This is a genomic window from Paenibacillus sp. PK3_47, assembly GCF_023520895.1.
Taxonomy (GTDB): Bacteria; Bacillota; Bacilli; order Paenibacillales; family Paenibacillaceae; genus Paenibacillus_AQ.
Window position 1 is genome coordinate 6,138,136 of the sequence record NZ_CP026029.1, and the last position, 14,442, is coordinate 6,152,577.

Genomic DNA, 14,442 nt, shown 5'->3' on the forward strand with positions numbered 1-14,442 from the left:
GAATGAAGAATTAGGAGGCCTGTTCAAACTGGCTGTTGTACAGCTCGGCATAGAAGCCGTTCCCCGCGAGCAGCTCTGTATGGCTGCCGCTTTCGAGAATATCGCCATCCTTAAGCACTAGGATGACATCGGCATTCTTAATGGTAGAAAGTCTGTGTGCGATAACGAAGGAGGTTCTTCCTTCCATCAGCTTATCCATAGCCTGCTGAATGAGCAGTTCTGTTCTTGTATCGACGGAGCTGGTCGCTTCATCAAGAATGAGCATCGGCGCATTTTTCAGCATGGCCCGGGCAATCGTAAGCTGCTGCTTCTGGCCGGCGGACAAGTTGACTTTATCATTCAGGACCGTATCATAACCTGCGCTAAGCGTCTGGATGAAGTGGTGCAGACCTACAGATTTGCAGGCGGCTTCTATTTCCGCATCGCTTACGCCTGTTTTGTTGTATACGAGATTTTCTCTGATCGTACCCTCGAACAGCCAGGTATCCTGCAGCACCATGCAGAACAGATCATGAATATTCTCTCTCGTCAGGCTGCTGACCGGTGTATCATCAATGTAAATTTCCCCGCCCGTTAATTCGTTGAAGCGGATCAGCAGGTTGATCAGCGTTGTTTTACCGGCGCCGGTTGGACCGACGATCGCGATTTTCTGGCCGGGCTTCACACGGGCTGAGAAATCTTTGATCACAAGATTGTCAGAGCCTTCATAAGCAAACTTTACATGTTCAAATTCCACTTTGCCCGCAGCGGTTGCCAGCCGGCTCTGCTTGCTGTCCTCATTCTCCATTTCCTCGGCATCCAGGAATTCAAATACCCGGCTGCTGGCAGCGGAAGCGGATTGCAGACTCTGTGCGGCCTGGGCAATCTGCGCAAGCGGCTGGGTGAAGAAACGGACGTACATGATGAAGGCCACAATCACCCCGAACGAAATCGATCCGTTAATGGCCAGCACCGCACCGACGACGCAGACGGCCACATAACCCAGGTTACCGATAAACGTCATGATCGGCATCATAAGACCGGAGAGGAATTGCGCTTTGTACGCACTGTCCTTCAGCTGCTGATTCAAGGCATCGAATTCCCCGCGCATTTGCGCTTCGCCATTATAAGCTTTGACTACAGTGTGCCCGGTGTAGACTTCCTCCACATGACCGTTAATTTTGCCCAGAAAATCCTGCTGGCTCTGGAAATACTTTTGCGATTTCTTCATAATTGCCGCCATCAGGCCAAAGCCGATGACTGTAGCTGCAATAGCTGTCAGGGTCATGAGCACATTGGTTTTGAACATCATAATGATCGATCCGATGAACAGGGCGAGGGCAGTGACCAGCGTTCCGACACTTTGGTTCAGGGCCTGACCGATGGTATCGACATCATTGGTTACCCGGGACAGGATATCACCGGTTGTAGATTTATTATAGTAAGAGATCGGCAGCCTGTTCATTTTACGGGACAGGTCTTTTCTCAAGCTTCTGGAGACCTTCTGCGTAACATTTGACATAATCAGACCCTGGGCCAGCGACAGGATGGCGCTTAAGGCGTAGATGAAGACCAGAAAGAGTCCGATAGAGGTGACTGCGTCCATATCGATGCCGGCGGCAAGGCCTTCGGTAATCAGGTCGGTCATCTCCGACAGCTTATCCGGTCCCAGCAGGGTCAATACGGTTCCGGCAGCCGCACTGATCACGGCAATCAGAATAATGGGAATATGGCTCCGGCAATAATTGAGCAGTTTGCTCCAGGTGTTATTTTGCTCTTTATTCTTTTGGGTATCCATTAGGCAAGCTCCTCCTTCGACAGCTGCGAGTACGCAATTTCCTGATAGATGCTGCAGGACTGCATCAGTTCATCATGCGTGCCCATACCCGCGATCCGTCCTGCTTCCAGGACAATAATTTTGTCGGCATCTTTGATCGTACCGATCCGCTGGGCAACGATAAGCATTGTGGTTCCGCGGGATTCCTTTTTCAGCTCACTGCGCAGCTTGCGGTCTGTTTTATAGTCCAGCGCAGAAAAGGAATCGTCGAAAATCAGAATTTCAGGACGCCGCGCGATCGCCCGGGCAATCGACAGCCGCTGCTTTTGTCCGCCGGACAGATTGGCACCGCCCTGGGCGATTTGCGCGTCGTAGCTGCCTTCCATTTTCTCGACAAAATCCGAAGCCTGCGAGGTATACACGGCATCCACTACATCAGAGGTGACATCCCGGCCGTTATCGCCAAAGGCGATATTGGAGGTTACTGTACCGCCGAACAGGACCGCTTTTTGGGAGACATAACCCATTTTGTTGCGCAGGGCGCTCTGCTCATATTGATTTACATTCAAGCCATCGACCAGCACTTCACCTGACGTGGCATCATAGAAGCGCGGAATCAGATTTACGACAGTGCTCTTTCCGCAACCGGTTGAACCGATGAAGGCAACAGTTTCACCTTTTTTGGCTGTAAAGCTGATATCCTGGAGGACATACTCCTCGGCATCCGGATATTTGAAGCTGACATTTTTGAACTCCACTTCGCCGACCAGATCGGAAGGAGAAGAGGTAATCGTTCCGTTGGCCAGGCTTGGCCGGGTATCCAGCACCTCGTTGATTCTTTTCGCGGATACTTGGGCACGCGGCAGCAGGATAAAGATCATGATCAGCATCATAAAGGCCATGACGACCTGCAGGGCATAGGAAGAAAATACGATCATATCTGAGAACAAGCCCATTTTTGCAGTGGCATCAGCACCTTGAATCATGACTGCACCGATCCAGTAGATCGCCAGACTCAGTCCGCTCATAATGAGAGTGATGCCGGGCATGAGGGTGGCTAATACATTTTGCGCAAAAAGATTGGTCCGGGTCAGTTCATTATTCGCTTCGCCGAATTTATCTTCCTGATATTTCTCGGCATTATAGGCGCGGATGACGCGAAGCCCGGTAAGGCTCTCCCTCGCTACACGGTTCAGGTTATCTGTCAGCTGCTGCAGCTTCTGGAATTTAGGCAGTACCAGCAGGATACAGATGCCGACGATAACGATCAGCAGTCCGACGGCAGCGCCGGTTGCGAGCGACCATTCCCAGCTCTTGCCGGTAATCTTGAGCACCGCCCACACCGCGAGGATAGGCGCTTTTACCATCACCTGCAGTCCGATGACAATCAGCATCTGCACCTGCATAATATCATTTGTCGAACGGGTGATCAGGCTGGCCGTAGAGAAGCTGTTGATTTCCTCCATGGAGAAGGACTGGACTTTGTTGAACAACTTGGAACGGAGTCTGGAAGAGAAGTTAGCGGCAATTTTGGCGGCAATACCTGCTACTATAATTGAAGTGGCTAAGCTTCCCAGTGCACAGAGCAGCATCCAGCTGCCGGTGGCAATAATCTCGCTCATCTCGCTTCCCGGTGTCTGGATCAGACGGGTAATGTCGGCCATATAATCCGGGAGTTCCAGATCCAGCCATACCTGGGCAACAATGAAGAGGACGCTGATTCCGAATAAGGTCCATTCCTTTGCTGTCAGATTCTTAAGTAATTTGATCATAGAGTTGCGGCTCCTTTATGTGATGTTGCCAGTATCATACCGGAGGAAGATAAACTGAAAATTAACTTTTCTGAAAAAAGAAAAAGCCCTGAAAGAACCATCCGGTTCTTTCAAGACTTCATTTATAGCCCGGCGGGCAATGTAACAGTAAACGTCGTTCCCTGTCCCGGGGAGCTGGTGCATTGAATGGTGCCTTCGTGCAGCGTAATGATTTTGTGTACAATCGTAAGTCCAAGCCCGTTGCCGGCAGTGGAGTGGGAGGTATCCTGCTGGTAGAACTTATCGAAGATTTTGGGGATGGCGTCCGCAGCTATGCCGCTGCCGTTGTCCCGGAACAGCATTTCAAGCATATCCCCGTGTCTCTTCATGCCAACCTCAATCTCGCCCTGCTCAGGCGTGAACTTGATCGCATTATCGAGCAGGTTGAGCCAGACCTGATTCAGCAGCTCCTTGTTCCCGGCCAGCTCATAATCCTGGATATTCAGGTTCAGCGACAGGTGCTTTTTCTCCAGATTGGCGTTAAGCAGCAGCACACATTGGCGGATTTGCTCCCCGACGTTATAGCGCTGCTTGTTGCTCAGAATCGACAGGGTTTCAATTTTGGACAGCTCCAGCACATTGGAGGCGAGCGAAGCCAGCCTGGCCGATTCCTCAATGACAATATCCAGATATTCATCCCGTTCCTCTTTGGAGAGGTCATCATATTTCAGAATCTCCGCAAACCCTTTGATCGATACAATCGGGGTTTTGAATTCATGGGAGAAGTTATTAACAAAATCTGTGCGCAGAATCTCGATGCCGCCAAGCTCTTCGGCCATGCGGTTAAAGTTCTCGGACAGAATCCGGAACTCCGGCGGGCTGGTCAGCTGCAGGCGCATAGAGAAGTCGCCTCCGGCCAGGCGGTCGGTTGCATTGATAAAGGTCTGGATCGACTTGACCATCTTGCGGCTGGCGAACATTGAAATCACTGTACCGATCAGGATACAGGCAATCAGGATCAATATAGGAAAGACGGTACCGTCCCTGATGATCGCCTCATTCAGCAGGCCGGTGACATCCGCCAGAAAGAACAGCAGCCACGTAGTGCTCACCGTAATCAGAAAGATAAGAAATACCGCTATGGAAAAAGTGATGGGCAGGCTGAGCCGGTTGCCCAGCTTCATGCTGATCCTGCTGCGTATTCTGCTTTTGCTCAAACCTTCTTCACCGCCTTATAGCCGAGGCCGCGCACAGACACCAGTTCAAAATCCGGATAATGCTCGAACCGCTTGCGGAGGCGGTTAATATGCACGTTTACAGTGGTGTCCACACTTTCGTTGTTCATGCCCCAGATTTCGTCCATGAGCTGGATGCGGGTAAAGATCCGGTCGGGATAGGAGAGCAGCTTGTACAGCAGGTAGAACTCTTTTTGCGGCAGAGTCTGCTTCTCGTCCTCCCGGGTAACCGTCAACGCCTCATAATCCAGAATCACTTTGCCGACCACCAGCTTGCGGCTGGTTGCAATCTGCGAACGGCGGAGCAAGGCCTGAATCCGGAGCAGCATTTCCTCGGTATCAATCGGCTTGGTCATATAATCGTCGGTGCCCAGGCGGAAGCCTTTTTTCTTGTCCTCGGGGAGATGCTTGGCCGTAGCCATCAAAACCGGGATCGTACTGTTGGATGCCTGCAGTTCCGCCGCAAATTCATAGCCGTCCATATTCGGCATCATAATATCAAGCACGATCAGATCAATATGCTGTACTTCCAGTATATCAAGCGCCTTATAGCCATCCTCGGCCGTATACACATCATAGCCTTCACGTCTAAGAACAGCTTCAAGAAGTCTTCTCACATGCCTGTCATCTTCCACTACGAGAATGCTGATCATATTTTCACTCCATGTCTAAAGGGTATCAGAGCCATAGTATCATCTTTTCAGGGGATAGAACAGGCTTGGGGGAGCAGGCGCCGCGGGTGAACGGAAAATTGACTTGCCTGGGGGAGCGAACTATAATGCACTGATAATATGAACAGGAGAGTGCAGCCGCGATGACGATGACGGAAAAGGAAAAAGCGCAAAAGGGACTATTATACGATAATAACAATGACAAGCAGCTGGTGGAGGAGCGTCTTCAGGCCAAAGAGCGGTGTTACGACTATAACCGGTTGCGTCCAAGACAATTAGAGGAGCGGAAAGAGCTGATCCGCAAGCTTTTCGCCAAGACCGGGGAAGAGTTTCTGATCGAGCAGCCGTTTTATTGCGACCAGGGATACAATATTGAGATCGGTGAGCACTTTTACGTGAATCATAATTGTGTAATGCTGGATGCGGCCAAAATTTCGTTTGGAGACTATGTATTCATTGCACCGAACTGCGGATTTTACACCGCCGGGCATGCGATTGATGTGGAGCAGCGTAACATGGGACTGGAGGTAGCTCTTCCGATTACAGTAGGGGACAATGTGTGGATCGGAGGCGGGGTATCAGTGCTCCCGGGAGTCAGCATCGGCAATGATACCATTATTGGGGCCGGCAGCGTAGTGACCAAGGATATCCCTTCCGGGGTGATTGCTGCAGGGAATCCCTGCCGCGTGATCAGGGAGATTACGGAGGCGGACAAGGATAAATACCCGCGGGGTTGATGACAGAAATATGTAACTTCCGGAACCCCACACTCAGCACTCTTTCGGAAGGAGACGGTGGGAGGGGGCGGTGTTTAATTGTATTTCCTGCAGCTAAAAGACCACAAAAAACAGGATTTGGACGTTTAACTGTATTTGGTACACGTAAAACCGGTGGAAGGTCTTCTTTTAGGACTTAAGGGAATTTTTAATTGCAGAATCTGCAACTAAAGCGCTCCTGGTCCAAAAATCGCCGGATATAGCTGCATGGAATACAGTTAAAGTATAAGCTGAGCTAACTCTCGATAATCTGCGGTTCATCCAGGAGGATGCGGGAGAGAACAGGGAGCGAAAAGGGAGCGCCGGTGCTTCACTTTAGTTGGATTTCCTCCATCTAAATCCATCATTTTTCATGAAATATGATAGTTAGTTGGAAATACTCCGTCTATTTCGGCTCAAATCTCCCTTCGGGCACGGAATCGGTAAAATTAAGTGGTGTTTTTCCTGCTATCGCTGAAATTACGTTGTTTGAAGAAGAAATAACAGGAGAATTTCCACTTCGCTTGATCTGATCAGAGCTCAGAAATCCAAATACTCACGTGGTTCGGGCGGAGCATCAAAGCTCATATCACAACATAAACCGTATAGTTTGTTTAAAAGCGCGCACCCGGAGCATACGTTATCAGAAGAACCTTGCTCACTCCTGCGCATACTCCCGTACGCTCACGTCTCATCTCTCATACGCCTGCACTTTCACATACCTGTACGCCCACACTCTTATACGCCTATACTTTCACATACCTGTACTTTCATACGCCTACATTTCGCATACTTGTACGCTCACACTCTCATAGGCCTGCATTTCGTATACCTGTAAGCCCACGCTCTCATACGCCTACACTTTCACATACCCGTACGCTCAATACGCCCATATTCTAACACGCCGTACGCACTCACGCCCATTTCCCCTCTTATTCGACACACAAACCGCTCTTCCGACGGATATTTAGCCTGCTGATTATTTTAGCATATTAACAATTTTCGCCATCAGATTTTATATCCCCTTCACTTTTCATAGGTAGTATGGTCCCTATGGGTTTGTCCCGGTGGGACACGCACCAACTACTACTGCATTGGGAGGGGTATCGCAATCGTGAAGAAGTATTTGCGTCAAGTGAATGCCGCAGTAATTTTTCTATTACTCATGTCATTGTTTCAACCAGGAGTGTATGTAAACGCTGCAATGACCGATCTGCCTGCAACAGAGTACGGTAAGGTCATTGATGTGCGTAAAACGGAACTGGCACCGGGAGCGGTGTATACATGGCTTAATATGGAGAATGAGCGCGGGCAGCAAAAAATACATGCCGTTGAATTTGATCCGAAAAATCCGAATCTGGCGCTCCGGGCAGGCACCAAGAACGGCAAGGTATATGGAATGAAGGGTGTCACCGAAATGGCCGCTTATACGGATGCGCCGGGCAGCCGTGTTATCGCAGGGATCAACGGTGATTTCTACGAAATCTCCGGCTTTGCTACGGGCGTGCCTAACGGGCTGTTCATGGACGAAGGAAGAATTCTGAACAGCGCCAGTTCTACATATGCTTTCGGCCTGAAAGCGGACGGCAGCTCCATTTACGGTTCTCCCAAGCTTACAAAGCAGGTATCGGTCGGCGGCCAGACGGTGAATCTGACCAGCATTAACCGGTACCGGGATACGAACCATCTTGTTCTATATACGACAGACTACAATACATCCACCAAGTCGACGAGTGAAGGCGATGAAATCGTACTGGACATCGTGGAAGGTGAAGTGAAGAGCGGACAGACGCTGAAGCTGAAGGTAGCCGAAGTCCGCAAGAACCTGGGCGATACGCCGCTGGCTGCCGGACAAGTGGTTCTGTCCGCTTCCGGAACCTCCCGCGCAGTGGTAGCCAATCTGCAGGCGGGTGATGAAATCACGGCAAGCTTTGCCCTGGACGGGGAATGGAACGATGTCGTGATGGCGGTGGGCGGACAGGGGCCGCTAGTTAAAGACGGAACCGTACAGACCAATGTAGGTCCGGCCGGTATCCACCCGCGTACTGCGATCGGTACCAAAGCGGACGGAAGCATCGTGCTGTTCGAAATCGACGGCAGAGCTCCGGGCTTCAGTGAAGGCGTCGAGACAGACGAGCTGGCCAAAATGCTGAAGGACATGGGCGTGGTGAACGCCATGAATCTGGACGGCGGAGGCTCTTCTACTTTTGTAGCGAGGATGCCGGGAACTTCCGGCGTCCAAATGATGAACCACGGCTCGGACGGCTACGAGCGGAAGACAGGGAACGGATTGCTGCTGGTCAACACCGCACCCGAGCTCACGACAGCTTCCACGCTGGCAGTACAGCCGAACGCCGAGCGGATTCTGGCAGGGGCGGCCTTTAAGTTCACAGCCGCCGGCATAGATGCGAACGGACAACCGGCTGCATACAGCGGACCGCTGACCTGGCAGGTTGACCCAAGCCTCGGAACGATTGACGGGGAAGGTCTGTTTAGAGCATCCGCTCAGGCAGGCACTGGCGTTGTAACTGCTGCAGCGGGAACAGTGCAGGGCAGCGGGGAGATTGAAGTGGTCGGCCAGCTGACAGAGCTGAAGTTCCCGGATGTAGTCAAGACCTACACTTCAGGTGCTGTAGAGAAGCTGTCCGTAACTGCACTGCGGGAGGGCCAGGTCATTCAGGCGGCTAACAGCAGTTACGAATGGCGGGTGGAAGGCGGCATCGGGACGGTGGATGCAGACGGGATCTTCACCGCGACTAACGGGAATGGGGAAACCGGCAAGATTTATGTGAAGCACGGAAATGTGGAAGCCTCATTTGAAGTGAATGTGGGTCTGCCGCCGGTGATTTTGGAGGATTTTGAAGCCGGACTCGGCAAGTATACGGCTACCGGTGCAGCAGCCAACTACACCCGGCTGGTCGAAATCACAGATCAGGATTTTATCCGGAACGGCGATAAGGCGCTGAAGCTGGAGTATGATTTTACAGGCAGGACCGGTACTTCGGGAGCCTATTTGACGGCATCCTCTACGGACAATCGCATCCAGATACCCGGCTATCCGGAGAAAATCGGCATGTGGGTATACGGAGACGGCCAGAAGCATTGGCTCCGCGCCCAGATCAGGGACGGGAACAACGCGGCTGTGCCGATCAACTTCACGGCTGCACTTCCCGGTGTGGACTGGACAGGCTGGAGATACGTTGAAGCGGATGTACCAACAGGAAAAGCAACTCCGCTGACTATGGATATGCCGGTCCGTTACATGGAGACAAGCAACAATAACAAAACGGCCGGTGCTTTGTATATTGATGACATCCGCGCTGTATACGGACCTCTGAATGAAGATACAACACCGCCGGTGATGAAGGATGTGTATCCGGCTGACAACGAGATCGTCAAGACGGCCACACCGACGATTTCAGTCACTGCCGAGGATGCAGGCTATGATCCGGTCATTCATCCGGGGACAACATTGATAGATCCGGACAAAACGCGTGTGTATGTAGACGGCCAATTGGTTGAACACGGCTTCTATCCGCCAAAAGGCACCATTACCTACAAACCAAAAACCGCCTTGGCGGAAGGACGTCATAAAGTGAAGGTGGCCATCCGTGACCTTGACGGAAACCAGACGATTAAAGAATGGTACTTCATGGTCAATCTGGGCTCCCCTTATTATGTGTACGATACACCGGAGACAGTATATGCCGGTAACACCTACACACTGGATGTAAGAGCTGTGAAGGCGAACATTCTGAAGGAAGGGCACATTGCCTTCAAATTCGATCCTGCTGCAGTACAAGATCTGCAGGTGATCCGCGGAGATAAAGTAACATCAGCGCAGCTTGAGCCGGTCATTGACCCGGCAGCAGGGGAAGTGCGCCTGAATCTGAGTAATCTGAATGAAGCGAATCTGTCGGACAGCGAGCTTATTGGACAAATCCGTTATACGGTAAGCAATGCGTATGTCGGCCCGCACACGCTTGAAGAAATATCCGATCCGGCCAAAGAAGTGTCCAAGCCGCTTGTCATCGAAAACACTTCAGGGTCTGTAACCTCAGCCGAAGGTACCGGAACTCCGATCAACTTTGTAGGAGCCGCTGCCGGGCTGACGGTAAAAACACAGCTCAAGCTCACCTGGAATCACTATGACATGGCTCAGGGCTTCCCGGCAGCGTTTGCTGTCAGCGAGATGACCGGGGGCGCGGCCGTTGAAGGTGCGAAGCTGCTGATAAACGGAGCGGAAGCAGCTGCTGCCGTCACCGGAGCAACCGGTGTTCTGACAACCGAGGCGGCGACGGCAGCAGCAGGGACCTATAAGGTCCAGGCCGTTAAAGGCAATGCCTACAGTCCGGTCATGACCTTTAAAGTAGCACCGCATGCCGGAACAGCAGCACCCCGCAACATCAATGTAACTATGGGAGAGGATGCGGAAACTTCACGCCAGCTGACCTGGCAGACTGAGCCGCTAACGACAGAAACTGTAGTTGAGCTGGTGAAAGCATCAGAATTCACGGATTTTGCAGACAGCAATGTGCTGCGGATTACGGGTACCAGCTCCATCTATAACACCAACAATGACGGAACGGTGCGTGTGCATAAAGCCGAGGTTACCGGCCTTGAGCCAGGTACTTCCTATGTATACCGTGCCGGTGATGGAGACAGCAATGTCAGCCAGCAGGGAACCTTCCGTACGAACGCAGCTGAAGGAGAAGCAACTAAATTCCTCTTCATCGGCGATTCACAGGCAGATTCACAGGCCGGCTTTGCCCTGTGGGGCGATACGCTTGCCAAAGCTATGGAATCTATGCCCGATGCAGACATGCTGGTGCATGCCGGGGATATGGTTGATAAAGGCTTTGAGCAGGAGCAGTGGAACTGGTGGTTTGAGGCTGCTCAGGAGCAGCTGCTGAATACAACCCTTGTTCCCGTTATCGGCAACCATGAAGTGAATGGTTCGAACGGCACCGGGGACTATACAGCCCAGTTCCATAATCCGCAGAACGGCGCAGCCAGTGTGAAAAACACGAGTTTTTCTTTTGACATTCAGGATACACACTTTGTCGTGCTCAACACAGAATACGGAAGTCTGTTTGATGAGCAGGCCGAGTGGCTGGATGAAGACCTGGGCAGCACGGACAAGAAGTGGAAAGTGATATTTTTCCATCAGGGACCTTACGGCAGCATGTACGCCAATCAGAATGTTCAGGCCAAGTGGGTGCCGGTGTTCGATCAGCACGGGGTGGATCTCGTCATGAACGGCCATGATCATATCTACCTCAGAACCTACCCTATGAAGGGCGGAGCCATCGTGCCGGAAGGACAGGGAACCAGATATGTGATCGGCGGCTCCTCCGGTCCGAAGTTCTATGCGCTCACAGAATACTTCTGGCAGGAAAAGATTGACGACAAGCAGGAACAGATTTTTACAGCCGTAGAGATTACAGGTGATGAAATTAATATTGTGGCCAGAACAGCCGGAGGACGTGAGGTAGACCGGTTTGCGATTGTCAAAAAGGACCCGGAGACCCTGATTCTTGACCGGACGTCTGCCGAAATGCTGCCAGGCGAAAGCCTGAAGCTTGAGGCAACCGTAGGACCGGAAGATGCATCGGTAAAAGAAGTGGTGTGGTCAGTAGTGGAATCTGATCCGGCCGCTACAGTAACCGTTGATACGTATGGTTTGGTGACGGCTCTACAACCGGGTACAGCCACCGTAAGAGCAGCTGTATACGGATATCCCGGGATTTACGCAGAGAGCCAAATTACAGTAAAAGATGCTATTCAAAGTCTTGAGCTGCAGGGCAGACTAACGCTTAAACCGGGGGCTCAGGATCAGACGGTAACAGAAGCCGTCTACTATTCGGGCAGCCGGCACACAGTGACGGAAGGGCTCGTCTATGCCAGCACTGACGAGAGCGTCGCTACGGTAAGTGACAATGGATTAGTGCATGCATTAGCACAAGGCTCCACCGTCATTTCGGTCACATATCAGGACTTCAGTGCCAGTTATAACCTGAACGTCACGCTGGAAGATCCGGCAATGACAGCGATTCAGCTTGACGGACCTCGGGCGCTTGCTGCAGGAGCATCCGGAACAGCGGTTGTTCAGGCGGTATTCAGCGATGGAAGCCTGGTGGAGATCCTGGAAGGCATCCTGTACAGCACTTCCGATCCGTCGGTTGCTGCTATTGATGACAATGGATTTATTCAGGCTTTGGCAGAAGGAACTACAGTGATCAGCGCGGTATATCAGTCATGGAGTGCAGATTACACGCTAACCGTAACTTCCGTTACGCCGGAAGTTACCCTCGAGAAGCTTGAGTTCAGCGGGCTTGCTGCCCAGCTGATAACAGGCCAGAGTGCTGCGGCAGCTGTAACAGCAGTCTACAGTGACGGAACTTCAGTCCTGGTGACAGGAGACGCTGTAATTACAAGCAGTAATCCTGCTGTGGCTGACATTGTGAACGGTTCTACAGTCCGGGCACTGCAGGCAGGCAGCACCACAATTTCAATCAGCTTCGGCGGTAAAACCCTGGAGTTTGTGATTGCAGTAAGTAATCCGTCAGGAGGCAATCCTGGACCTGCTCCAACACCAACACCCGCACCAACACCGGGACCTTCGGGTACACCTGCTCCAACGGGACCGGTGAATACAGGCATCCTGCAAGCATCAGCCGAACAGCTGTCGGTGAAGAACGCAGCAGGAGAGGTAGTGCTGACAACTGCCGGCCATCTGAATGAACTGATCCTGCCGGGTAATGCAGCCGGAGTGCTGGGTAACGCACCGCTGCGCGTGGAGGCGCCCAACCTGAGTCTGGGCATTCCCGGACAAGTGCTTGCCGAGCTCAGCAGTCTGCTTCCAGGCGGCCAGCTTGAAGGCAGCACCATATCACTGGCAGTGAGGCCTGTAGCACCGGCTAAGACAGCTGCACTGCTTACGGCTTCCTCCAGCCGCACAGGTGCTGAGGTGAACACGGTAAGCGATATGATGGAATTTGCACTAACGATTACTGCAGAAGACGGCACAGCTTATACATTAAGCCAGTTCCGCCAGCCGGTCAGCTTAACATTTAACGTAAATCCGGGAACTGATCCGGAGCTGACAGGTGTCTATTATATTGCAGAAGACGGTACGCTTCAGTATATCGGCGGAAATTTGGCGGACGGCAAAATAACCGCCTCTGTCAGCCATTTCAGTAAATATGCCGTACTGGAATACAACAAAACATTTGATGATGTACGTCCAGGACACTGGGCGGAAAGCGCAGTAAAGCAGCTCGCGGCGAGACAGCTGGCAGAGGGCGTATCCGTAAACCGGTTTGATCCGGACCGGGCTGTAACCCGGGCGGAATTCACCGCGATGCTCGTAAGAGCTCTTGGGCTTACAGGAACGGGAAGCTCTTCCTTCGGCGATGTAGCAGCAGACAAATGGTACGCAAACGATGTAGCGCTGGCTGTACAGGCCGGCCTCGTGAACGGCCGGACATCATCCAGCTTCGCACCGGATGCCGTAATTTCACGCCAGGAAATGGCGGCGATGCTGGTCCGTTCTTATGCATATGCTGCGAATCTGGAGCTTTCCGAAGCTTCTGGCAGCCCAGGCTTTACCGATGTGACAGCTGCTCCACAGTGGGCACAGGCAGCCATCGGCCAGGCCCGTGAGCTTGGACTGATGAACGGGCGGACCGCAGAACGGTTTGCACCGGCAAGTAATGGAACACGTGCCGAAAGTGCGCAAATGATCCTGAACCTGCTGGACAGCTTAGACTAGACCCCTATTACAGCTGAAAAGACAGGTATGGCAGCAGTTCTCCGGTGATTTGGAGGGCTGCTGCTTTTTTCTATGAGACGCTAAATGTTTATTCTGTCCGCACATATGTTAAAATGACAATTATACTTCATGTTTTAATACACAAGGAGGCTTCTATGCTACCGATTCAACCTCAAGACATCCAGGTCCGGATTGACCAGTTCACCGGCCAGGATCTATACATGCACCTTGAAATGACAACAGGGGCTTATGCTGTCAGCCCGGCGTCTGCGTTCATCAGCAATGCGGCCGTCAGTTTTACCAACGGATCTATTTCCGGCTCCGGCCCTTACCGTGTGGGGCTTAAGACGCCCCAAGGCTGGATCTATGCTGAAGGTCTCACCCATGTGGATGAGAGTGACAAGGAGCGCCTGATTATGGCAGGGCATGACAGCCAAGGCAAGCTTATTGTCGCCTTGCAGCTGAGCCGGGAGAAGTTCTGATGAGACTGGAGGAGCAGG

The 14,442-nt window shown here is 52.0% G+C and carries 7 protein-coding genes; 3 read left to right on the top strand and 4 right to left on the bottom strand.

The features are described from left to right. Window positions 1-10 precede the first annotated feature (10 nt). From C2I18_RS26760 to C2I18_RS26775, 4 genes are all read right to left on the bottom strand, one after another. Complete coding sequence (locus C2I18_RS26760) at window positions 11-1,777, bottom strand: ABC transporter ATP-binding protein (RefSeq protein ID WP_249898735.1); 1,767 nt, start codon at window positions 1,775-1,777, stop codon at window positions 11-13. Continuing rightward, window positions 1,777-3,528, bottom strand: coding sequence for an ABC transporter ATP-binding protein (locus tag C2I18_RS26765; protein WP_249898736.1), 1,752 nt, complete (start codon window positions 3,526-3,528; stop codon window positions 1,777-1,779). The genes C2I18_RS26760 and C2I18_RS26765 overlap by 1 nt, the downstream gene beginning before the upstream one ends. Before the next feature lie 122 nt (window positions 3,529-3,650). Continuing rightward, window positions 3,651-4,724, bottom strand: a complete 1,074-nt coding sequence (locus tag C2I18_RS26770) for a sensor histidine kinase (RefSeq protein ID WP_249898737.1) — start codon at window positions 4,722-4,724, stop codon at window positions 3,651-3,653. After that, window positions 4,721-5,395: a response regulator transcription factor gene (locus C2I18_RS26775; protein WP_249898738.1), complete on the bottom strand. Its 675-nt coding sequence runs from the start codon at window positions 5,393-5,395 to the stop codon at window positions 4,721-4,723. The genes C2I18_RS26770 and C2I18_RS26775 overlap by 4 nt, the downstream gene beginning before the upstream one ends. A 167-nt stretch (window positions 5,396-5,562) precedes the next feature. Between C2I18_RS26775 and C2I18_RS26780 the strand changes: the two genes are divergently transcribed. The 3 genes from C2I18_RS26780 (at window position 5,563) to C2I18_RS26790 (ending at window position 14,424) form a co-directional block, all read left to right on the top strand. After that, entirely contained in the window at window positions 5,563-6,150 is a 588-nt protein-coding gene (locus C2I18_RS26780) for a sugar O-acetyltransferase (protein ID WP_249902263.1), read from the top strand. 1,183 nt (window positions 6,151-7,333) lie between these two features. After that, the gene (locus C2I18_RS26785; protein ID WP_249898739.1) at window positions 7,334-13,942 is read left to right on the top strand and encodes a phosphodiester glycosidase family protein; all 6,609 of its coding nucleotides are present in this window, start codon (window positions 7,334-7,336) and stop codon (window positions 13,940-13,942) included. A 155-nt stretch (window positions 13,943-14,097) separates the two neighbouring features. Then, window positions 14,098-14,424 carry a YojF family protein gene (locus tag C2I18_RS26790; protein ID WP_249898740.1) on the top strand — a complete coding sequence of 109 codons (327 nt, stop codon included), beginning with the start codon at window positions 14,098-14,100 and terminating at the stop codon, window positions 14,422-14,424. Window positions 14,425-14,442 lie beyond the last annotated feature (18 nt).

Excerpts from the sequence above, each read along its gene's own strand:
- C2I18_RS26760 (WP_249898735.1), bottom strand. The coding sequence starts at position 1,777 with ATGGATACCCAAAAGAATAAAGAGCAAAATAACACCTGGAGCAAACTG.
- C2I18_RS26785 (WP_249898739.1), top strand. The coding sequence starts at position 7,334 with ATGTCATTGTTTCAACCAGGAGTGTATGTAAACGCTGCAATGACCGAT.
- C2I18_RS26780 (WP_249902263.1), top strand. The coding sequence starts at position 5,563 with ATGACGGAAAAGGAAAAAGCGCAAAAGGGACTATTATACGATAATAAC.
- C2I18_RS26790 (WP_249898740.1), top strand. The coding sequence starts at position 14,098 with ATGCTACCGATTCAACCTCAAGACATCCAGGTCCGGATTGACCAGTTC.
- C2I18_RS26775 (WP_249898738.1), bottom strand. The coding sequence starts at position 5,395 with ATGATCAGCATTCTCGTAGTGGAAGATGACAGGCATGTGAGAAGACTT.
- C2I18_RS26765 (WP_249898736.1), bottom strand. The coding sequence starts at position 3,528 with ATGATCAAATTACTTAAGAATCTGACAGCAAAGGAATGGACCTTATTC.